This window comes from Mesorhizobium sp. M0909 (assembly GCF_040319515.1).
In the GTDB taxonomy this organism is placed as follows: Bacteria; Pseudomonadota; Alphaproteobacteria; order Rhizobiales; family Rhizobiaceae; genus Mesorhizobium.
Window position 1 is genome coordinate 54,524 of sequence record NZ_JAMYOA010000004.1, and the last position, 21,204, is coordinate 75,727.

The window sequence follows — 21,204 nt, forward strand, 5'->3', positions numbered from 1 at the left end:
CGCTGGTAATTTCTGCCGCTATCCGCCATATAGGCGCCAAACCGGCAAGAGACCTTTCGATCGATGGCAAGCGCGGCCCCTTTCGCCAAGATGAACGGCATCGGCAACGAAATCATCGTTGCCGATATGCGTGGCCGTGCCGATCGCGTGGCGTCTGCGGCAGCCGTCGCGCTCAATGCCGACACGTCGACCCGGTTCGACCAGATCATGGCGATCCACGACGCCAGGACGCCGGGCACCGCCTTTTTCATCGATATCTTGAATTCCGACGGGACCAGCGCGCAAGCTTGCGGCAACGGCATGCGCTGTGTCGTCCAGGCGCTCGCCGCCGAGACCGGCCAGAAGACATTTGCCTTTGAAACAGTCGCCGGCATCCTAAACGCCGAGGAACATGCCGACGGAATGATCTCGGTCGACATGGGCAGGCCGCGCTTTGGCTGGCAGGACATCCCGCTGGCCGAGGAATTCCGCGACACCCGCATGATCGAGCTGCAGATCGGCCCGATCGATGCCCCGGTGCTGCATTCGCCGTCGGTCGTCTCGATGGGCAATCCGCACGCTATCTTCTGGGTCGACCGCGACGTCTGGTCCTACGAGCTCGAGCGCTTCGGCCCGCTGCTCGAAAACCACCCGATCTTCCCCGAGCGCGCCAACATCACCATCGCGCAGGTGACTTCGCCGGAGACCATGATCATCCGCACCTGGGAGCGCGGCGCCGGCCTGACCAGGGCCTGCGGCTCGGCCGCTTGCGCCGCCGTGGTCGCCGCGGCCCGCACCCGGCGCACCGGCCGCAGCGTCACACTGATAACGCCCGGCGGCGGCTCGCTGCATGTTCTGTGGCGCGACGACGACCACGTCATCCTCACGGGTGCCGCCGAATGGGAATTTTCCGGCAGCTTCGATCCGGCGACCGGGGCGTGGGCGCGCGACACCGAAAGCGCCGCCTGATGGCTCCTCTTGGCAACAAGGGCATCGAGGTCGTCACCTTCGGTTGCCGGCTGAACACCTATGAATCCGAGGTGATGCGGCGTGAAGCCGAAAGTGCGGGCCTCGGCGGCCTCGAAGGCGGCGCCATCATCTTCAACACCTGCGCCGTCACCGGCGAGGCTGTACGCCAAGCCAAGCAGTCGATCAGAAAAGCCCGCCGTGAGAACCCGGCCGCCCGCATCATCGTCACCGGCTGCGCCGCGCAGACCGGCCCGCAGGATTTCGTCGCCATGGACGAGGTCGACCTCGTCCTCGGCAATGAGGAAAAGCTGAAGGCGCATTCCTATCGCGCGCTGCCGGATTTCGGCGTCAACGACACCGAAAAGGCGCGCGTCAACGATATTTTTTCGGTACGCGAGACGGCCGCCCACATGGTCGACGCCATCGAGGGCCGGGCACGCGCTTTGGTCCAGGTGCAGAACGGCTGCGACCACCGCTGCACCTTCTGCATCATTCCCTACGGTCGCGGCAATTCGCGCTCCGTGCCGATGGGCGCCGTGGTCGAGCAGGTCAAGCGACTCGTCGGCAATGGTTATGCCGAGATCGTGCTGACCGGCGTCGACATGACCAGTTTCGGCGCCGACCTGCCTGGCGCACCGAAGCTCGGCAAATTGGTCAAGACCATCCTGAAGCAGGCGCCCGACATGAAGCGCCTGCGGCTTTCCTCCATCGATTCGATTGAGGCCGACGACGATCTGCTGGACGCCATCGCCACCGAGCCCAGGCTGATGCCGCATCTGCATCTGTCGCTGCAATCGGGTGACGACATGATCCTGAAGCGGATGAAGCGCCGGCACAGCCGCGACCAGTCGATCCGCTTTTGCGAGGATGTGCGCAAACTGCGCCCCGGTATCGTTTTCGGCGCAGACATCATCGCCGGCTTCCCGACCGAGACGGACGCCATGTTCGAAAACTCGCTGGAGATCGTCGAGGAATGCGGCCTGACGCATCTTCATGTCTTCCCGTTTTCGCCGCGCGAAGGCACGCCCGCCGCGCGCATGCCGCAGCTCCGCCGCGACGTCGTCAAGCAACGCGCGGCACGCCTGCGCACCGCCGGCGAGGCCGCCTATCGCCGCCATCTTGCCTCGCTCGCCGGAACGCATCAGTCGATCCTGGTCGAGCGTGACGGCCTTGGCCGCACCGAGGGGTTTACGCTGGCAGTGTTGTCGGCGGGCGCGCCTGGCGACATCGTCGAGGCTGATATCGCCGGCCATGACGGTATCAGACTGATCGCCGCGCCGCTTGCCGCCCGCGGCGTCTGAGAGCGCAAGACATGGCTGGTTTTTTCAAGAAGATATTTTCGTTCGGCAAGAAGGAAGTGGTCGAGGAGCGGCCCGACGAGACCGCACCGCTGCCGCCGATCAAATGGGACGAACTGGAGGCGCTGAAGCCGGCCGCCGAGCAGACCGTTCCGGAGTTTTTGAAACGCGAAGAGCCTCGCCCCGAAGCCGTACCGCCGGTCGAGGCGGAAGCACCCGCGCCGCAGCCGGCGCCTGTTGAAGAGGCCGAGCCCGAACCTGCGCCGACCCTTCTGGTCGAGCCGGACACCCAGCCAGAACCCGCTCCGGTCGAGGAGCCAGAGGCGCCTGCTGAACAGGCTGCGTCAGACGCCGCTCCCGTCGTTCCCGAGCCAGCCCCGGAGCCAGAGCCGAAGGAAATTCCTGAGCCAGAGCCGACGCAGCCAGAAATCGTCCAGACTGAGCCTCCGCCATCCGAACGTGGCGCTGCCCCTCATCCGCCTGCAGGCACGTTCTCCCCGTATAGTGACGGGGAGAAGGGTGCTGATCGTCACGCCGAGCCTCGTTTTGAAAGCGGCAAAGAAAAAGCTCCGGCGCTGACGCCCCCCTCTCCCCGTCCCTTACGGGGGTCCGAAGGACGGGTGAGACAAGCGGCGCGCCCCGGAACGGGTGAGGGTGAGGGGCAGCGCCAACCTGCGCAAGACGCGGCACCCACTGCCGAAATCACGCCACCAGCACCCGAAGCGCCGCCGCCGGCCGAAATCCCGCCCCCGATCCGCCAGCCAGCGCCCGTCGAGACGAAGCCGCCGCTCGCCGAGATCGCGCCCGAGCCGGAGGCCGTCCCGCAACCATCGCCGGAGCCAAAGCCCGCCCCCGGCAAAGTCACCGTAACCAAGAAGGTCGAGCAGAAAGCCGAGCCGCAGAAGGCGCCCGAACCGACGCCGAGGCGCTCCTGGTTCCAGCGCATGCGAGACGGGCTTGCGCGCTCCTCCCGGGAGTTGTCGGGCAACATCGCCGGCGTCTTCACCAAGCGGAAACTCGACGAGGACACGCTGCAGGACCTGGAGGACGTGCTGATCCGCGCCGATCTCGGCATGGAGACGGCTTTGCGCGTAACCGATGCACTCTCCGCCAGCCGCTACGGCAAGGACGTCTCCGATACCGAAGTCCGCGCCATCATGGCGGCCGAGGTGGAGAAGGTGCTGTCCCATGTCGCCATGCCGCTGGAACTCGACCTCAGCCATAAGCCGCATGTCATCCTGGTGGTCGGCGTCAACGGCACCGGGAAAACAACGACTATCGGCAAGCTCGCCGCAAAGCTCACCGATGGCGGCCTCTCGGTGATGCTCGCCGCCGGCGATACTTTCCGCGCAGCCGCCATCGAGCAGCTGAAGATCTGGGGCGAGCGCACCAACTCGCCAGTCATTGCCTCGAAGCTCGGCGCCGACGCCGCTGGCCTCGCCTATGACGCATTCGAGCGGGCGAAGGAGGCCGGCTCGGACGTGCTGATCATCGACACCGCCGGGCGGCTGCAGAACAAGACCGAACTGATGGCGGAACTGGAAAAGATCGTCCGCGTGCTGGGCAAGCTCGATCCGGAAGCGCCGCACACGGTGCTGCAGACGGTCGATGCCACCACCGGCCAGAACGCGCTCAACCAGGTCGAGATCTTCCGCAATGTCGCCGGCGTCAACGGCCTGGTGATGACCAAGCTGGACGGCACGGCGCGCGGCGGTATTCTGGTGGCGATCGCGGCAAAGCATAAATTGCCGGTCTATTTCATCGGCGTCGGCGAACAGGTCGACGACCTCGAACCCTTTTCCGCAAGCGAATTCGCCAGGGCGATCGCTGGCGTGGCTTGACGAGCATGATCCCAATAAGGTGCAGGCTTTTTGGATTGAATCATGCGTAAGAAGGACCTTATGAGCCCACCCATTCTCGAACGCGACCCATCCGACCCGCAAAAGCAGAAGAAGGAAGCCGTCAATCCGCTGCTCAAGCTGGTGCTGGAGCTTGGCCCGCTGATGGTATTCTTCTTCGCCAATGCGCGCGGCGCATGGCTGGTGCAGAAATTCCCGGCGCTGGGCGAGTTCGGCGGACCGATCTTCGTCGCGACCGGCCTGTTCATGGCCGCGACCGCGATCGCGCTGATCGCTTCCTGGCTGCTGACCCGTACCTTGCCGATCATGCCGATGGTGTCGGGCGTCGTCGTCTTCATCTTCGGCGCGCTGACGCTCTATCTGCAGGACGATATCTTCATCAAGATGAAGCCGACCATCGTCAACACGCTGTTCGGCGGCGTGTTGCTCGGCGGCCTGTTCTTCGGCAAATCGCTGCTCGGCTATGTCTTCGAATCGGCCTTCAATCTCGACGCCGAGGGTTGGCGCAAGCTCACCTTCCGCTGGGGCCTGTTCTTCCTGTTCCTAGCCCTTGTCAACGAAGCGGTCTGGCGGAATTTTTCCACCGATACATGGGTTACCTTCAAGGTCTGGGGCATCATGCCGATCACGCTTCTGTTCACCTTCAGCCAGATGCCGCTGATCCTGCGCCATTCGCTCGAGGACAAGACCGAGAAAGCGGGAAAGGCCAGCAAGTAGCAATTCCAGGAAAAGATGAGTGCTGCGGTTTCCCTGGGAATTGCGTCAGAATAGGAGGGGACGAGGATGGAATTCATCATCACGCGCGACGAGCTGAGGACGATCTACAAGACGCCTCGGCCGACCGACGGCTCGATCCGCAAGGAATTGAAGACATTGGACGGCCACTGCCGTTCCTTCATCGGCAAGAGCCCGTTCGTGCTGATCGGCTCGTCCGACGGCGCCGGCAATGCCGATGTGACGCCCAAGGGCGACAGGCCGGGCTTTGTGGCAGTGCTCGACGAGAAGACCATCGCCATCCCCGACCGGCCGGGCAACAACCGGCTCGACACGCTGGAGAACATTCTTCTCAATCCCTCGGTCGGGCTGCTCTTCCTCATCCCCGGCATGAACGAGACGCTGCGTGTCAACGGCGATGCCCGCATCACCGTCGATGCGGCATTGCGCGAGCGGCTGGCGGTCGACGGCAAGGCACCGCAAAGCGTCGTCGTGGTGACGGTCAAGGCCGCCTATATGCATTGCGCCAAGGCCTTCATGCGCTCCGAACTGTGGAAGCCCGAAACCTGGTACGACCGCGCGACGCTGCCGACGCTTGGCCAGATCCTGCGCGACCAGCTGGCGCTTGCCGAAACGGCGGAGGCCACCGACCGCTGGCTTGACGAGGATTACAAGCAGACCATGTGGTAGCGTGCCCGGCAACGAATCGCCGAGCCGCTCCCTTTGCTGAACATTCTCGCCATTTCCGGCAGCCTGCGCGCCGCCTCGACCAATTCGGCCCTGGTCGCGGCCCTCACGCAAAACGCGCCGCCGGACTGTCACGTCTCCGTTTATGACGGGCTTGGTCGGCTGCCGATCTTCAACCCCGACGACGAAGGCGAGCGGACGCCGCCGCAAGCAGCGGCGCTGATCGATGCGGTCACCGCCGCTGACGGCGTCATCGTCTCCTGCCCGGAATACGCACACGGCGTGCCAGGCGGCCTGAAGAACGCGCTCGACTGGCTGGTGTCGCGCGATGCCGCCGTCGGCAAGCCAGCCATGCTGGTGCATGCCTCGCCGCGCTCGCTGTTTGCCCGCGCCGCACTGGTCGAGGTCATGCGGACAATGTCTTTCGCGCTCTATGAGGAAGCAGCGCTCGAAATCGCGCTGCTCGGCAAGAGGCGGCCGGAGGTGGAGAAAATCCTGGCGGAACCGGAAAACCGGCTGGCGATGCGCGGCGCCGTTTCGGATTTCGCCGAGTTCATCCGCGTCGGCTGAGCGGCGCTCAACCCTTGCCTCTCCGCGTCTCGACGTCGGTCTCGCCGACGAACCAGTCGCGTGCAGCGACCTCCTCGAAGACCACCCAGACATCGTTGTTGGTCAGGCCGGTGACGCCGGTTATGGCCGCTGTCACCTGGGCGGCGATCGCGGCCTTTTTGCCGGCCGGGTCATCGGCAATCACCTCCTTGACCAGGCGGATGTTCACGAACGGCATGGTTCCCTCCCTTGGATATGCTTGGCGGCCGCTCAGTAGGTTTTGGCGCCGTTGACCATGAGCCGGACCATGTAGAGCGAGGTCGTGCCGGCGATATAGAGGCAGTTCAGCTTGTTGCCGCCGAACACGCAATTGGCAACGACTTCCGGTACCTTGACCTTGCCGATCAGCGTCCCGTCTGGATCGTAGCAGTGGATGCCGTCGGCGGCGCTGGTCCAGATGCGGCCGTCCGCATCCAGCCTGAAACCGTCGAACAGGCCGGCGGTGCAGTCGGCAAAGACCTTTCCGCCTGAGACCGTCTTGCCGCCCTGGCCGACATTGAACACCCGGATGTGCGCCGGGTTTTGCGCACCATGCGTGCGGCCGGTGTCCGCGACATAGAGCTGGCGCTCGTCGAGCGAGAAGGCGAGCCCGTTGGGCCTGACCATGTCGGTGATCACCGCCTCGGTCTCGCCGGTGCCGGGATCGACCCGATAGACATGGCAGGCGCCGATCTCGCTTTCGGCCTTGTCGCCCTCGTAATCGGTATCGATGCCGTAGCTCGGATCGGTGAACCAGATCGAGCCATCGGACTTGACCACCGCGTCATTGGGCGAGTTCAGCCGCTTGCCGCGCCATTTGTCGGTGATGGTGATGACCGAGCCGTCATGCTCGGTGCGGCTGACACGGCGGCCGGAATGCTCGCAAGTAACCAGCCGGCCTTGCCGGTCGACGGTGTTGCCGTTGGAATTGCCCGACGGCTGACGGAACACGCTGACACTGCCGTCGGTCTCGTCGTAACGCAGCATGCGATTGTTCGGGATGTCGGACCATACCACATAGCGCCCGGCTGCAAACCAGGCCGGTCCTTCCGCCCATCGGCAGCCGGTAAACAGCCTGTCGACCTGTGCATTGCCGTTGAACAGCCGCGAAAAGCGCGGATCGAGAACTTCGTAGAATTCGCTGGCCATGGTTCCTCCCGGTAGCAGTCGCTTGGCGAGGCGCGATCAAGCCAGCCTGCGATCGATATGGCAAGATCGATGATGCGTCAGAAGCATTGTGGAAGCGAATGCTGGCCCGGACGGCAGGTCACATCCGGTTAACCGGCTATGCGCCCAGCGCAATGGTGCATTGCAACATCTTATTTTTGCAACGCACCATAACTATGTCATGCTTCGTATCGATCAAGGGAGGAACAACTGGCCGCAAATGCGGCGCAAAAGGAGACTCGCTATGATCATCGACAGCCTCATGAGCCGCGCTCGCGCCAGCATCGCCAAGCGCCGGCATTACAACCGCCTCGTCGCCGAAATCGACAGCTTCACCAGCCGCGACCTCGCCGACATGCGCGCCGATCGCTCAGAAATGCTCTACCAGGTCCACAAGCAGATCTACGGCTGAGTCTTCGGTCAACCTATCACAAACGGCGGGCAATCAGCCCGGCACGGCCAGCGCCTTCTCGATCTCCGGCAGCAGCAGCGTCTGCGCCGAGTCCGGCGTCAGCGGCCCGACATGCTTGTAGGCGATCTTGCCGTCCTTGCCGATGACGAAGGTCTCCGGCACGCCGTAGACACCCCAGTCGATCGCCGTGCGCCCGGCCTGATCGACGCCGATTGCCTGGAACGGATTGCCGAGATCGCCAAGGAACCGACGGGCGTTTTCCGGCTGGTCTTTGTAGTTCAACGCTGCCATGACGAAGCGTCTGTCCCGCGACAGCGCCAGCAGCACCGGGTGCTCTTCGCGGCACGGCGCGCACCACGACGCGAAGACGTTGACCAGCGTCACCTTGCCGGCGAACTGTTTTGAATCGAGGCCCGGCAAATTGGTGCCCTCGAGCGCCGGCAGGTTGGTCTGCGGCGCCGGCAGGCCGATCAGCGCCGACGGCACTTCCGACACGTCGCGCCCGGACAAGAGCTGCGCCAGGAACAATCCCGCCAGCCCGAGAAAGACCAGCAGCGGCAGCAGCACGATCAGGCGGCGGCGCGCCGGTGTTTCCGTTTCCGTGCTCATGGCTTGACTGCCCTATCGGAGCGCCGGCGCACGCCGGATGCTTCCAGCTCGGCGAGTTCTCGCTTGCGGCCGCGCTGGTCCAGCAGGATCCAGCCGATCAGCCCGCCCAGCACCACGGCCGTGATCGCATAGGCGGCGGTGACATAAAGCGCGTGTACGCTCATGCTTTTCGCTCCGCGGCGCTTTCCAAACGGTCCGTCTCGCCTTGTTCCGACATGTCTTCTCTTAACGCCGCGCCATCGGCTCCGCAATTGTTCGCCGCGCCGCAGGGATGAGCTGAAGCCAACACATCAATCCGTTCCGTGCCGCAGCGCCAGCGCCGCCGCCACCGGCCCGAGCACGGCAAGGAACAGGGTCAGCGCGGCAAGAATGAGGAAGGGCTGCAGGAACGGATCGGGGTCCGCTACCGCGCCATAGCTTGCCGATACGCCGAAGATCAGCACGGGAATGGTCAGCGGCAGTACCAACACCGAGATCAGCAGCCCGCCGCGCGGCAACGCTACCGCCACCGCAGCACCGGCGGCACCGATGAAAGTAATCGCCGGCGTGCCGACCAGCAGCGTCAGCGCCGTGGCGCCGATGCCGGCCGGCTCCATGTTCATGAACAGGCCGAGCAGGGGAGCGGCGACGACCAGCGGCAGCACGCTTCCCGCCCAATGCGCCAGGCATTTCGTCAGCACGGTCAAGGCCAGCATTTGCCGGTCGTTGCCAAGCACCAGAAGATCGAGAGAGCCGTCTTCCCGATCAGCCTGGAACAGCCGGTCGAGGCCGAGCAGGCAGGCAAGCAAGGCGGCAATCCACAGGATCGCCGGGCCGATGCGGGCCAGCAGCCTCAGGTCGGGACCGACGCCGAAGGGGATGGTCGCGATGACGGCGAGAAAGAAAATCACTCCAGTCAGCGCTCCGCCGCCGGCGCGGATGCTCAGGCGGATGTCGCGCAGGAAGAGGGACCACATTATGGTTTGGTCCCGATGCAGGCGTGAAGGCCAAGCAAAGGATGGAGTTCCGTCGCAGGACAGAGGGGGGCGCCGTAGAGCACCAACATCAAACGGCCTCGCCCATCACCAGCCCTTGTGCCCGCTCGATCCCCAGCGGCAAATGCGTCGCCGCGACCACGATCCCACCACTCTCGAGGTGCTTCTCCATCAATTCGCCGACTCTCTCCTCCGAAACCTTGTCCAGTCCTGCGGTCGGCTCATCAAGCAGCCACAATGGCCGATGGCTGACCAGCAGTTTTGCAATCGCCGCGCGCCGGCGCTGGCCGGTCGAGAGATAGCCGAACGGCAGATGGCCGATGCGGCCCAGGCCGACGGTTTCCAGCGCCTCTTCGACACCCGCAGAGCCCGCGCCCGAAAAATCGCGCCAAAAGCACAGATTCTCCTTGACGCTCAGCGCCGTCTTCATCGCGTTGAGGTGGCCGAGATAGTGACAGGCCGAGGCGACCGACGGGAAGTCTTCGCCACCACCTTCGAACCGCACACGGCCTGCCGCCACCGGCAACAGACCGGCGATGATCCTGAGCAGCGTCGATTTGCCGGCGCCGTTCGCCCCGGTGACGACCAGCGCCTGGCCATCCCCCAGCGCGAATTCGATGGCGGAAAATACCGACTCGCCGCCGCGTTCGCCGCCCAGATTTTCGGCGATCAGCCGCATCCGTTCCCCTTCGCCGAAAAGTACAAATGCGGCTTCGGTGCGCCGCAGCAAAAATGGCGATTCCGTGTCTAGAACTATTCCAGAAAATTCTCTATATCCGCATCATCCGTGCCAGCGGTCGGCGCGGGAACCGAATTTGCGCCGAACCAGCGCGCGTGCCGCCTTGAACGGCCCGGACGCTTGGGAACGGACAGCGGAAATGGCCGTACCCGCACCTTTGCGCGTGATTTGCATGCCCACTGGCGTCCGTTCCCTCCCGGCAACCGACAGTTAGGGATCGCACGTGTCCAAATCACTCGACAGCTTCAATTGCCGCCGCACGCTGACCGCCAGCGGCACCGAGTACATCTACTATGACCTTGTCGAGGCCGAAAAGAACGGCCTCACAGGCATTGCCCAATTGCCCTATTCGATGAAGGTGCTGCTGGAGAACCTGTTGCGCAACGAGGACGGCCGTTCCGTTACCAGGGAGAGCATCCAGGCGGTCGCCGGCTGGCTGACCGACCGGGGCACTGCCGGCGTCGAGATCGCCTATCGCCCGGCCCGCGTTCTGATGCAGGATTTCACCGGCGTTCCGGCTGTGGTCGACCTTGCCGCCATGCGCGACGCCATGGCCTCGCTCGGCGGCGACCCGCAAAAGATCAATCCGCTGGTGCCGGTCGATCTGGTCATCGACCATTCGGTCATCGTCGATGAATTCGGTACGCCGCTGGCTTTCGCCCGCAATGTCGAGCTTGAATATGAGCGCAACGAGGAACGCTATAAATTCCTGAAATGGGGCCAGCAGGCGTTCCGCAATTTCCGCGTGGTGCCGCCCGGCACCGGCATCTGCCATCAGGTCAATCTCGAGTACCTCGGCCAGGTGGTGTGGACCAACAGCGAAGACGGCGAGACCACCGCCTATCCCGACACCTGCGTCGGCACCGATTCGCACACCACCATGATCAACGGTCTTGGTGTGCTCGGCTGGGGGGTCGGCGGCATCGAGGCGGAGGCCGCGATGCTCGGCCAGCCGGTTTCCATGCTGCTGCCGGAAGTCATCGGCTTTCGCCTCACCGGCAGGTTGAGGGAAGGCGTCACCGCTACCGACCTGGTGCTCACAGTCACCCAGATGCTGCGCAAGAAGGGCGTCGTCGGCAAGTTCGTCGAATTTTTCGGTCCGGGCCTATCCAACATGACGCTGGCCGATCGCGCCACCATCGGCAACATGGCGCCGGAATATGGCGCCACCTGCGGGTTCTTCCCGGTCGACAGCGAAACCATCCGCTACCTCACCATGTCCGGTCGCGACGAAAGCCGCATCGCCCTGGTCGAGGCTTATTCGAAGGCACAAGGCCTGTGGCGCGATGCCGGCTCGGCCGATCCGGTCTTCACCGACCTGCTGGAGCTCGATCTCGGCAGCGTCGTCCCGTCGATGGCCGGCCCCAAGCGGCCGGAAGGCCGGGTCGCCCTTGAAGACATTCCGGCCGGCTTCGCCAAGGCGATGGAGACCGAATACAAGAAGGCCGCCGAAATCGACAAGCGCTATGCCGTCGAGGGGACGGACTACGATTTTGGCCATGGCGATGTCGTCATCGCCGCCATCACCTCCTGCACCAACACCTCGAACCCGAGCGTGCTGATCGGCGCCGGGCTGTTGGCGCGCAACGCCAACCGGCTCGGCCTCAAGCAGAAGCCGTGGGTCAAGACCTCATTGGCGCCGGGCAGCCAGGTCGTGGCCGAATATCTCGAGAAATCCGGCCTGCAGAAGGAACTCGACCAGATCGGCTTCAACCTGGTCGGCTTCGGCTGCACCACCTGCATCGGCAATTCCGGCCCGCTGCCGGCGCCGATCTCCAAGACCATCAATGATAAGGGCTTGATTGCCGCGGCAGTCTTGTCCGGCAACCGCAATTTCGAAGGCCGCGTCTCGCCCGACGTGCAGGCGAACTATCTCGCCTCGCCGCCACTGGTCGTCGCCCACGCGCTGGCTGGGACCGTGACCAAGGATCTGACCACCGAGCCGCTCGGCGAGGATCGCAACGGCAATCCGGTCTATCTCAAGGATATCTGGCCGAGTTCGGTCGAGATCCAGGAATTCATCGAGAAGAACGTCACGCGCGAATTGTTCGCCCGCAAATATGCCGACGTCTTCAAGGGCGACGAGTACTGGCAGAACGTCAAGGCGCCGGAAGGCCAGACCTACGCCTGGGACGACAATTCCACCTATGTGCAGAACCCGCCCTATTTCGCCGGCATGACGTCAGGCTTCGGCAAGATCGGCGATATCAAGGGCGCACGTGTGCTCGGTCTGTTCGGCGACAAGATCACCACCGACCACATTTCACCGGCCGGTTCGATCAAGGCGGCCTCCCCGGCCGGCAAGTACCTCACCGACCACGGTGTCGGCGTCGCCAATTTCAACCAGTACGGCACGCGCCGCGGCAATCATGAGGTAATGATGCGCGGAACCTTCGCCAACATCCGCATCCGCAACCACATGCTGGGCGAGAACGGCCGCGAGGGCGGCTACACCATCCATTACCCGTCGAAAGAAGAGGAATCGATCTACGACGCCGCCATGCGCTACAAGAAGGAAGGCGTGCCGCTGGTCATCTTCGCCGGCGTCGAATATGGCAACGGCTCGTCGCGCGACTGGGCGGCCAAGGGCACCAATTTGCTGGGCGTCCGCGCCGTCATCGCCCAGTCCTTCGAGCGCATCCACCGCTCCAATCTTGTCGGTATGGGCGTCATCCCCTTCGTCTTCGAGGAAGGCACCTCATGGGCCTCGCTCAACCTCAAGGGCGACGAACTGGTTGAGATCGACGGACTGGGCAACATCAAGCCGCGGCAGAAGATGATCGCCAGAATCACCTACGGCGACGGCAGCGTCAAAGAGGTCCCGATCATCTGCCGCATCGATACGCTGGACGAGCTCGACTACTTCAAGAATGGCGGCATCCTGCAATACGTGCTGCGCGATCTGGCAGCATAGAGAGAGGGGAGTACGGCAGTAAGGGAATAGGGAACGCTTCCCCTATTCCCCTATTCCCGGCTTTCCAAACCGTGCTGTCGCCGCCAGCAGCACACCGAGCATCAGCCCGTTGAGGATGTGCCACAGGAAGTGCGTGCCGAGCGGGAAGCTGCCGCAGACCAGCGGATCGATCATCCGGCAGATGACCGACACGACGAAGATCGCCGAGCCCGCCAGATTGTACCAGCCGGCACGGTTGCCGCTCGCCGCCACCAAGGCGCCGAAGAAGGCGAGCGCCAGGAAGGGCGGCAGATAGCCGGTCGTGCCGTTCGACGCCTCGCGCAGCCAGTCCGGCACGGCAAAGGTCACCAGCCCGGCGACGGCATAGAAGGCGACGAAGATGGCGATCGCCTTGCCCCATTTCATGCCGAGAAAACGCCGCAGGTTGAACAGCGTGTAGGCCAGCGTGAACCCGGCGATCGGCAGCACGTCGGCCCAGACCGTGCCACGGTTGGCAAAGGTGTGGAACAGCGACGAGCCGACGCCGATCGCCACCACCCACCAGGCCAGCACTTCGGCGAAGATACCGGTGCCGCGCTTGCGCACCTGCCAGACACCCCACAGCCCGGCGGCAAAAAAAGCCAGATTGCTCAGCGCATTGAGCGGTTCGGCCCAGAGTTCCGGCCCGGTCCGCTCGCAGTACAGGTCGACCGGCGCCAGGAGAGATTGCCACATGCTGATTGCCGCCCGAATCGCTTCCATCGTCTAGTGCAAGTCCACCTATTGCGCCCTTGCCAGCGGTTGCAACGGCAAAATTTCACCGCAACGTGACTTCCCGTTGACTGCCGCTTCTGCCACATATTTCGACAACCAGAACAAAGCCGGCGTCACCGGCGGGATCGGAACGGCCATGCCATCTCGAAGACCATTGCGGCTTGCGGCCCTTGCGCTGGCCCTCTCGGCATTTGCCGGAAGTGCCTTTGCCGAGCCAACCGACAAGCCGTTAGGCGTCGTCGAGCTCTTCACCAGCCAGGGATGCAACTCCTGTCCGCCGGCAGATGAATTCTTCGCCGAGCTCGCCGCCAAGGACGACATCGTCGCGCTCGCCTATCATGTCGATTATTGGGATTACCTCGGCTGGCAGGACACGCTGAGCCGCAAGGAAAATACCGAGCGGCAATACGAGTATATGCGCGCCTTCGGCAGCCGTTCCGTCTACACCCCGCAAGCCGTCATAAACGGCCGCAGCCATGTCAACGGCGCCAGCCGCAAGGAAGTCGACGGCGCGCTGGCCCGCATGGAGAGGGTCGGCGAAGGCATGCGCGTCGGCATCAAAGTCAGCCGGACCAGCGATCGCGTCATGATCGATGCCGGCGACGCCGTGACCGGCCCCGCCGACGCGCATGTCGTCATCGTCTATTTCAACCCGCCGCAGACGATAAAGATCGGCAAGGGCGAAAACAGCGGCCGCAGCATGACCTACTGGAACGCCGTCTCCAGCATCCAGACCGCCGGCATGTGGCACGGCAAGGCGCAGCGCTACGAACTGCCGATGAGCGAGATCGCCAAGAAGGGCGGCTGCGCCGTGCTGCTGCAGTCGGTCGGCAAGGACGGCATGCCCGGTCCGATCCTGGGCGCAGCCTTTATCCGCAAGCCTTAGATAGAGCGCTCCTCCTTGTTCCCTGTGGGAGAAGGGATAACCGCGCTCAAGCCTCCGACGACAGCCTACTGGAGGGATCGCACCGCCACGGCTCGGGCCAATAAAAAACCGGCGTCAGCTTGCTTCTGACGCCGGTCATTTAGGTTTTGGGATCGTCGCACCCGATCTTTCCAAGGAAAAACCGAGGTTGGTTCGATCCGACGCAGACCCGTGGGCGGGGGGCTTGGGGTTTACGAGCCGGTGCCGGACCGAACCGTCTCAGGCAACACCGGTAAATTCGTCGGACATTGGGGCATGAGCACGGATAAAAAAAGGCAGGATTGTGGCGAAGCATCACCAATTCCAACAGGCGTTTCGCAAACGTGACTGGACGCTGGAGAAACCGCACGGCGCTGCCCTTGCCCGGCCGGGCCTTGCAATTCGGCAACGAAAGCGCCAACTTTGGTCGGCGTACGATTCATTGCGAGGATCCAGGCATGACTGATCGCAGCAGCGGGATGGAGGATGGGGACGCATCCGCAATACTGATCCCGCTGCATGAGGCAAGACGCGAACGCCTCGACCAGCCGGTGCAGTTCGACCGGCGCGAACTGGACCAGATCCTCAGGCTCTATGGCCGTATGGTTGCCGCCAATGAGTGGCGCGACTATGCCATCGACCATCTCGCCGACCGCGCCGTTTTTTCTGTCTTCCGCCGCACCAGCGAAGTGCCGCTTTTCCAGATCGTCAAGGATCCGAAGCTGGCGCGCCGGCAAGGCGCGTTCGCCGTCATCGCCGCCGGCGGACGCATCCTCAAGCGCGGCCAGGAGCTCGGCCGGGTGCTTGGCGTGTTCGACCGAACGCTGAAGCTGGTCGAAGCGTAACCTCTTATTTTTGTTCGCGGAACTTCTGCTCGGGCAGCGACTGCGGATCAGGCGGGATCGACGCCCCGCCATTGATCGGCAACTGCATGAACACCGTGTCGAGCCAGCGTCCGTGCTTATACCCTGAGCCTTCCAGGCGGCCGGAATGACGAAAGCCGAGCTTCTCGTGCAACCGCACCGAGGCGCTATCGGGCCGGCCGTCGCCGATCACCGCGATGATCTGGCGAAAACCTGCCGCCTTGGCCGCTTCGATCAGCCCTTGCATCAAGAGCAGCCCTACGCCTTGCCCTTTGGCCTTGGGCGCGACATAGACGGAATCCTCAACGACGAAGCGGTAGGCCGGGCGCGGCCGGAACGCCCCGGCATAGGCATAGCCGAGCACGCTGCCGGCCTTTTCCGCAACGAGATAGGGAAAGCCGCCCGCCATCAGGTTGTCGAAGCGCGCGCCCATCTCGGTGCGGCTTGGTGGCTCGAGTTCGTAGCTGGCAGTGCCATTCGTCACCGCGTCGGCATAGATTTCCGTCATCCGGTCGAGATCGGCCGACGTCGCGGCCCGCAAGGTGATGCTGCTCATAATTTAGGCACGTCGTTCATCTGCCCTATATCACAGCAAAAGCCGGCACAAAAGAAAAGGGCGGCCATTGGGCCGCCCTTTCCAAACTCGCTGGTCCAGGAAAACCGTACTAGCGACGGTCGCCCATGAACTGCAGCAGGAACATGAACAGGTTGATGAAATCGAGATAGAGCCTCAGTGCGCCCATGATCGCCTTGCGGCCGGCGACATCAGTCTCGTCACCCTCGAAATACATCTCCTTGATGTTCTGCGTGTCGTAGGCGGTGAGGCCTGCGAAGATCAGCACGCCGATCGCCGAAACGGCGAAGGAAAGCGCCGACGACTGCAGGAAGATGTTGATCACCATCGCGATGATCAGGCCGACCAGGCCCATGACCAGGAACGACCCGAATGCCGAGAGATCGCGCTTGGTCGTGTAGCCGTAGAGCGACAGCCCGCCAAAGGCGGCGGCGGTGGCGAAGAAGGTCTGCGAGATACTGGCGGTGGTGTAGACCAGGAAGATCGACGACAGCGACAGGCCGACGAGGCCGGCGTAGACCCAGAACGTCGTCTGCGCGGCCGAAACGCTCATCGACTGGACGCGGAACGACAGGAACATCACCGCTGCCAGCGGGGCAAAGATCACCAGCCATTTCAGCGGCGAGCCGAAGATCGCGTAGCCGAACGAGGTCAGCATCTCGCCGCTTGGCAACGTCGCGACCGCCGAGGCGGGATCGCTGGTCGTGGCCAGCATGATTGTGCCGACCGCGGCAAGGCCGGTGATGAGGAGGCCAAGCCCCATCAGATTGTAGACCTTGATCATGTAGGCCCGCAGGCCCTGGTCGATGGCAGCATCGACGCCGGCGCCGGGCACGGCGCGCGTCTGATAATTGCGAACGGGATCAGCCATGGAAATCCTCATATTGCTTCTGCCCCGTCCGGTGTCAGGTCCATTTGAACCCAGGCGCCGCTGGCGGGGCTCCAGCATGCCTGCGCCGAAATATGATGGTTCTTGGTGTAAAGGACAAGACCGTAACCAAACGTAATGCGCCGTGAAGTGCGGGAGATCCGGTTTTATTGGCCTTCCCGCCCGGAACATTAACGAGATTTAATCAAAACCGGCTCTGGCTCAAAGATTCCGCAGCACCGGCGCCGCCTTGTGGCCCAGCACCCGCCACGTGCCGGCAAGGCCGATGCCGACCGTGACCACCAGTGAAAAGCCGATGGTCGCCACCGCCACCTCGGGCATGAAGTGCGATGGCAGCGTCATGATGCGCGCGACGACGAACCATGCCGCCACACCGCCCGCCGCCAGCGCGAAGATCGCGGTGGCAAGGCCGATCAGCATGTATTCCAGCGAAAACGCGGCGATCAGCGTTTTCCTGGTCGCACCCAGGGTCTTCAGCACCACCGCGTCGTGGATGCGAGCCCGGTTGCCGGCGGCGAGCGCGCCGGCCAGCACCAGCACCGAGGCGATCAACGCCACGCCCGCTGCCGCCCTGATTGCTGTGCCGAGCTGCGCCACCAGCCGGTTGACGATTTCGAGCGCGTCCTTGACCCTGACCGTCGTGACCGCGGGAAAGGCACGCGTGACGGCATTGAGAAGATGAGCGTCGTCGGCTGCCGACGCATTCGTCTCGGTAAGCGTCGCCAACCAGCCGTGTGGCGCCCCGGCGAATGTGTTGGGCGAGAACACCATGACGAAATTGATGCCCATTGTTTCCCATTCGACCTGGCGGAAATTGGCGATCTTGGCCGTGATGTTGCGGCCGAGCACGTTGACGGTGACGGTGTCGCCGAGCTTCAGCCCGATCTCGTTGCCTTCCTTGGCGGAAAACGAGACCAGCGGCTCGCCGGCATAGTTCTCCGGCCACCAGCTGCCCTCGGTCAGCGTCGCATTCTCCGGCATCTTTGCGTCATAGGTCAGGCCGCGATCGCCGCGCAGCACCCAGGCGCCCTCGGCCGGAACCTTGACCTTGTCGACAGCGACGCCGTTGAGCGCCATCACCCGGCCGCGCAGCATCGGCACCTTGATCAGCCTGCCCTGCGGCGCCTCTTTGGCGACCAGCGCAGAGAAAGCATCGACGTCGCCGCTCTGGATATCGACGAAGAAGAAGTTCGGTGCCCGTTCCGGCAGGCTGCCCGAGATCTGCCGCCTGAGATTGCCGTCGATCAGCGCCAGCGTCACCAGCAGCGTCAGCCCGAGGCCAAGCGACAGAACCACCGATGGCGTCAAGGCGCCTGGCCGATGGATGTTGCCGATGGCGAGCCTGAGCGCGGTCGAACGCACGCGCGGGCTTTTCTTTGCCGCCCACTGCACCAGCGAGCCGACGACACGCAGCACCAGGAACGACACCACCGTGGCCCCAATGAAGATCGAGGCAATACGGCGGTCGCCGGAAAACAGGATCACCAGTACCGCCAGGAGCAGGGCGATGCCCAATGCCGCGGCGATGTAGAGCGGGTGGGGAAAACCGCGGCCCTCGAAACCCATTTCGCGAAACAGCGCCGTTGCCGGCACGTCGCGGGCGCGGCCGAGCGGAAGCAAGGCGAAAGCCAGCGTCACCAGCAGCCCGAACAGCGCTGCCATGCCGAGGGCGCCGGGATAGAACCCACCTTCCGCCGGCACAGGAATAACCGATTGGAGTGCGGCGCTGGCCGCGAATGGCATCAATGCGCCGAGCACCAGGCCCAGCGTGATGCCGAGGGCGGCGATCATCAGGATCTGGACCAGATAGACGGCAAAGACGAACCCGCCCGAAGCCCCTAGGCTCTTGAAGGTGGCGATGACGCCGCGCTTGCCGTCGAGATAGGCACGCACGGCATTGGCCACGCCGACGCCGCCGACCACCAGCGCCGTCAGCCCAACCAGCGTCAGGAATTGCGAGAACCGCTCGATGTTCGAGGACAACGCCGGCGCCGCGTTGCTGCGCGTGCGGATCGACCAGCCGGCCTGCGGGAACTCTTTTGCCGCCTGCTCCCGGATAGCCTTGATCTGTGCGTCGCCGGTGCCGCCGGGCAGCCGGACCTTATAGGCGTTCTCGACCAGGCTGCCCGGCTGGATCAGGCCGGAAGCGGCAAGCCCGTCGGTCGACACCATCAGCCGCGGCGCAAAGCCGAAGCCATCCGACACCGCATCCGGCTCGTTGACCAGCCTTGCACGCAGCTCGAATGTCGCGCTGCCGAGCTTCAGCCGGTCGCCGATGCCAAGGTTCAGCCGCTCGAACAAAAGGTCCGGCGCGGCGGCGCCGAAGACGCCGGATTTTTCGCCGAACAGATCCTCTCGCGACAGCACCGGCTCGGTCTCCAGCGCGCCATAGAGCGGATAGGCGCCGTCGACCGCCTTGGCCTCGACCAGCGCCTGGTCGGAGCCGTCCTCGAGCCTGGCCATCGAGCGCATGTTGGCACTGTGCGAAACCGTGCCAAGCCGGTCGAGGAAGCTGCGTTCGGCTCTGGTAAGATCGCGCTGGTTGAGCTGGAAGCGGAGATCGCCGCCGAGCAGCGTCTGGCCCTGGTCGGCAACACCGGCGGAAATCGCTTGCGCGACCGAATTGACGCCGCCGATTGCCGCGACGCCGAGCGCGATGCAGGCAAGGAAGATCAGGAAGCCGGACAGCCCGCCACGCATTTCGCGCAGCGAAAACCGAAAGGCGAGCCTCAGTGTTTGCGACAGCGGCATCAGGCGGTCACCTTGCCGGCCCTGGTGGCCGGCTCAGGCGCGTCCTCGATCAGCCCCGACCGCATCGACACCTGGCGCGAGCAGCGCGCGGCGAGTACCGGGTCATGTGTGACCAGCACCAGCGTCATGCCGCGCTCGGCGGCCTTGGCAAACAGCAGGTCGGCGACGTGCCGCCCCGTCGCCTGGTCGAGATTGCCGGTCGGCTCGTCGGCGATCAAGATGCGCGGCGACGGCGCCAGCGCCCGGGCGATAGCCACGCGCTGTTGCTCGCCGCCAGACAATTCGCCGGGGTAATGGGTGACGCGATCGCTGAGACCGACCGCCGCCAGCTCGCGCGCCGCCACGCCGAACGGATCGGCATGGCCGGCAAGCTCCAGCGGGACGGCAACGTTTTCCAGCGCCGTCATATTGGGGATGAGATGGAAAGACTGGAATACGATGCCGATGTTTCGCCCCCGAAACGATGCGATCTGGTCTTCGCTTTTGCCGTTGAGCAGCTCGCCGGCAATTCGAACCGTGCCCGAATCGACCCTTTCAAGCCCAGCCAAAACCATCAGCAGTGTCGACTTTCCCGAACCGGAGGGTCCAACGATGCCTGTCGCCTCGCCGCCCGCCACATTGAGGCTGACGCCCTTCAGCACATGGACCGAGGAGCCACCTTCACCGAGCGTCAGCGATACGTCTTTCAGCGAAATGACGGCTTCTTCCAAAATCAAATCGTCCTATATGGAGGATGAAGGCTAGAGCATCCGATGCTCGACAAAGATGAAAACCCGCCTTCGCCAACAGATGTTCCTGGTTCATATGGGGCCTGCCGCATGGCTTTCAAACACACCTTTGCCGCAGCCTTCGCCCTTTTCCTCGCCGTTTGCGGCGCCATTTCGTCGGCGAGCACCGAACCCTTCACCATTGTCGGTTTAGGCGACAGCTTGATGGCGGGTTATGGCCTCGGGCCAGGTCAGGGCTTCACCGAAAAGCTGCAGGCGGCGCTTCGCGCCAAGGGCTACGATGTCACGGTCGCCAATGCTGGCGTCTCCGGCGATACGACGAGCGGCGGCCTGTCACGGCTCGACTGGTCGGTGCCGGACGGAACGCAACTCGTCATCCTGGAGCTCGGCGCCAACGACATGCTGCGCGGCGTTTCGCCCGCCATAGCGGAAAAAAACCTGGACGCCATGCTGGCAAAACTGAAGCAGCGCAAGATCGCCGTTTTGCTTGCCGGAATGCGCGCGGCGCCCAATCTCGGCGCCGACTACCAGAAGGCGTTCGACGCAATCTTTCCGCGACTGGCTGAAAAATACGGCGTGCCGCTCTATCCTTTCATTCTCGAGGGCATCGCTGGTCAATCCGTCCTGCAGCTCGAGGACGGCCTTCATCCGAACGCCGGAGGCGTCGACCGCATCGTCGAGGGTATCCTGCCCGGTGTGGAGAAGGCCATTGCAACGGTGCGGGGTAATTCCTGAAGGCGAGGGTTCGCCGCCGCACTACATTCCGTAGGGGAAGCTTTTAGGCAGCCCTGCGACCAACAAACCGCTTGCCCCGTTCGAATATCGATGATTCG

22 protein-coding genes are annotated in these 21,204 nt (G+C 63.8%); 11 read left to right on the top strand and 11 right to left on the bottom strand.

The features are described from left to right. The first annotated feature begins 63 nt into the window (after positions 1-63). The 6 genes from dapF to NKH83_RS06985 all read left to right on the top strand — a co-directional run bounded on the left by dapF (position 64) and on the right by NKH83_RS06985 (position 6,076). Positions 64-948: a diaminopimelate epimerase gene (gene dapF / locus NKH83_RS06960; protein WP_352479666.1), complete on the top strand. Its 885-nt coding sequence runs from the start codon at positions 64-66 to the stop codon at positions 946-948. Continuing rightward, the gene (gene mtaB, locus NKH83_RS06965) at positions 948-2,249 is read left to right on the top strand and encodes a tRNA (N(6)-L-threonylcarbamoyladenosine(37)-C(2))-methylthiotransferase MtaB (RefSeq protein ID WP_352802832.1); all 1,302 of its coding nucleotides are present in this window, start codon (positions 948-950) and stop codon (positions 2,247-2,249) included. The genes dapF and mtaB overlap by 1 nt, the downstream gene beginning before the upstream one ends. An 11-nt stretch (positions 2,250-2,260) precedes the next feature. After that, positions 2,261-4,087 carry a signal recognition particle-docking protein FtsY gene (ftsY, locus tag NKH83_RS06970; RefSeq protein WP_352479668.1) on the top strand — a complete coding sequence of 609 codons (1,827 nt, stop codon included), beginning with the start codon at positions 2,261-2,263 and terminating at the stop codon, positions 4,085-4,087. Between the two features lie 60 nt (positions 4,088-4,147). Beyond that, positions 4,148-4,822, top strand: a complete 675-nt coding sequence (locus NKH83_RS06975; protein WP_352479735.1) for a septation protein A — start codon at positions 4,148-4,150, stop codon at positions 4,820-4,822. 66 nt (positions 4,823-4,888) lie between these two features. Then, on the top strand, positions 4,889-5,509 hold the full coding sequence (locus tag NKH83_RS06980; protein WP_352479669.1) for a pyridoxamine 5'-phosphate oxidase family protein: 621 nt from the start codon (positions 4,889-4,891) through the stop codon (positions 5,507-5,509). 33 nt (positions 5,510-5,542) lie between these two features. After that, positions 5,543-6,076, top strand: coding sequence for an NADPH-dependent FMN reductase (locus NKH83_RS06985; protein ID WP_352479670.1), 534 nt, complete (start codon positions 5,543-5,545; stop codon positions 6,074-6,076). A gap of 7 nt (positions 6,077-6,083) precedes the next feature. Here the strand turns inward: NKH83_RS06985 and NKH83_RS06990 are convergent, their stop codons facing one another. Then, a complete protein-coding gene (locus NKH83_RS06990) occupies positions 6,084-6,293 on the bottom strand; it encodes a tautomerase family protein (protein WP_254817859.1) in 210 nt (69 codons plus the stop codon). A 32-nt stretch (positions 6,294-6,325) separates the two neighbouring features. Beyond that, on the bottom strand, positions 6,326-7,243 hold the full coding sequence (locus NKH83_RS06995) for an SMP-30/gluconolactonase/LRE family protein (RefSeq protein ID WP_352479671.1): 918 nt from the start codon (positions 7,241-7,243) through the stop codon (positions 6,326-6,328). 262 nt (positions 7,244-7,505) lie between these two features. Between NKH83_RS06995 and NKH83_RS07000 the strand changes: the two genes are divergently transcribed. Then, entirely contained in the window at positions 7,506-7,673 is a 168-nt protein-coding gene (locus NKH83_RS07000) for a hypothetical protein (RefSeq protein ID WP_254817861.1), read from the top strand. Positions 7,674-7,706: 33 nt separating this feature from the next. Here NKH83_RS07000 and NKH83_RS07005 read toward each other — a convergent pair whose 3' ends face one another. The 4 genes from NKH83_RS07005 to ccmA form a co-directional block, all read right to left on the bottom strand. Beyond that, complete coding sequence (locus NKH83_RS07005; RefSeq protein ID WP_352479672.1) at positions 7,707-8,282, bottom strand: DsbE family thiol:disulfide interchange protein; 576 nt, start codon at positions 8,280-8,282, stop codon at positions 7,707-7,709. Next, positions 8,279-8,446, bottom strand: a complete 168-nt coding sequence (gene ccmD / locus NKH83_RS07010) for a heme exporter protein CcmD (protein ID WP_352479673.1) — start codon at positions 8,444-8,446, stop codon at positions 8,279-8,281. The genes NKH83_RS07005 and ccmD overlap by 4 nt, the downstream gene beginning before the upstream one ends. A gap of 126 nt (positions 8,447-8,572) precedes the next feature. After that, the gene (gene ccmB / locus NKH83_RS07015; protein ID WP_352479674.1) at positions 8,573-9,238 is read right to left on the bottom strand and encodes a heme exporter protein CcmB; all 666 of its coding nucleotides are present in this window, start codon (positions 9,236-9,238) and stop codon (positions 8,573-8,575) included. Positions 9,239-9,326: 88 nt separating this feature from the next. Beyond that, positions 9,327-9,935: a heme ABC exporter ATP-binding protein CcmA gene (ccmA, locus tag NKH83_RS07020; RefSeq protein ID WP_352479675.1), complete on the bottom strand. Its 609-nt coding sequence runs from the start codon at positions 9,933-9,935 to the stop codon at positions 9,327-9,329. A 283-nt stretch (positions 9,936-10,218) separates the two neighbouring features. Between ccmA and acnA the strand changes: the two genes are divergently transcribed. Next, positions 10,219-12,909 (top strand): aconitate hydratase AcnA, encoded by a 2,691-nt coding sequence (acnA, locus tag NKH83_RS07025; protein ID WP_352802840.1) that lies wholly within the window; start codon positions 10,219-10,221, stop codon positions 12,907-12,909. 42 nt (positions 12,910-12,951) lie between these two features. Here acnA and NKH83_RS07030 read toward each other — a convergent pair whose 3' ends face one another. Beyond that, positions 12,952-13,623, bottom strand: coding sequence for a ceramidase domain-containing protein (locus tag NKH83_RS07030; RefSeq protein WP_352479677.1), 672 nt, complete (start codon positions 13,621-13,623; stop codon positions 12,952-12,954). A 175-nt stretch (positions 13,624-13,798) separates the two neighbouring features. On the opposite strand from NKH83_RS07030, the gene NKH83_RS07035 reads away from it, so the two are divergent. Then, positions 13,799-14,548, top strand: coding sequence for a DUF1223 domain-containing protein (locus NKH83_RS07035; RefSeq protein WP_352479678.1), 750 nt, complete (start codon positions 13,799-13,801; stop codon positions 14,546-14,548). A 476-nt stretch (positions 14,549-15,024) separates the two neighbouring features. Next, positions 15,025-15,411 (top strand): DUF2794 domain-containing protein, encoded by a 387-nt coding sequence (locus tag NKH83_RS07040; protein ID WP_254817869.1) that lies wholly within the window; start codon positions 15,025-15,027, stop codon positions 15,409-15,411. 4 nt (positions 15,412-15,415) lie between these two features. Here the strand turns inward: NKH83_RS07040 and NKH83_RS07045 are convergent, their stop codons facing one another. From NKH83_RS07045 to NKH83_RS07060, 4 genes are all read right to left on the bottom strand, one after another. Further along, positions 15,416-15,985: a GNAT family N-acetyltransferase gene (locus NKH83_RS07045; protein WP_352802845.1), complete on the bottom strand. Its 570-nt coding sequence runs from the start codon at positions 15,983-15,985 to the stop codon at positions 15,416-15,418. Between the two features lie 109 nt (positions 15,986-16,094). Continuing rightward, positions 16,095-16,874 (bottom strand): Bax inhibitor-1/YccA family protein, encoded by a 780-nt coding sequence (locus tag NKH83_RS07050; protein ID WP_254817871.1) that lies wholly within the window; start codon positions 16,872-16,874, stop codon positions 16,095-16,097. A gap of 219 nt (positions 16,875-17,093) precedes the next feature. Further along, on the bottom strand, positions 17,094-19,643 hold the full coding sequence (locus NKH83_RS07055; RefSeq protein WP_352802848.1) for an ABC transporter permease: 2,550 nt from the start codon (positions 19,641-19,643) through the stop codon (positions 17,094-17,096). Next, entirely contained in the window at positions 19,643-20,353 is a 711-nt protein-coding gene (locus NKH83_RS07060; protein WP_352479681.1) for an ABC transporter ATP-binding protein, read from the bottom strand. Before NKH83_RS07060 ends, NKH83_RS07055 begins: the two co-directional genes overlap by 1 nt. Before the next feature lie 108 nt (positions 20,354-20,461). Between NKH83_RS07060 and NKH83_RS07065 the strand changes: the two genes are divergently transcribed. Then, positions 20,462-21,106, top strand: coding sequence for an arylesterase (locus NKH83_RS07065; protein WP_352479682.1), 645 nt, complete (start codon positions 20,462-20,464; stop codon positions 21,104-21,106). Positions 21,107-21,204: the final 98 nt, after the last annotated feature.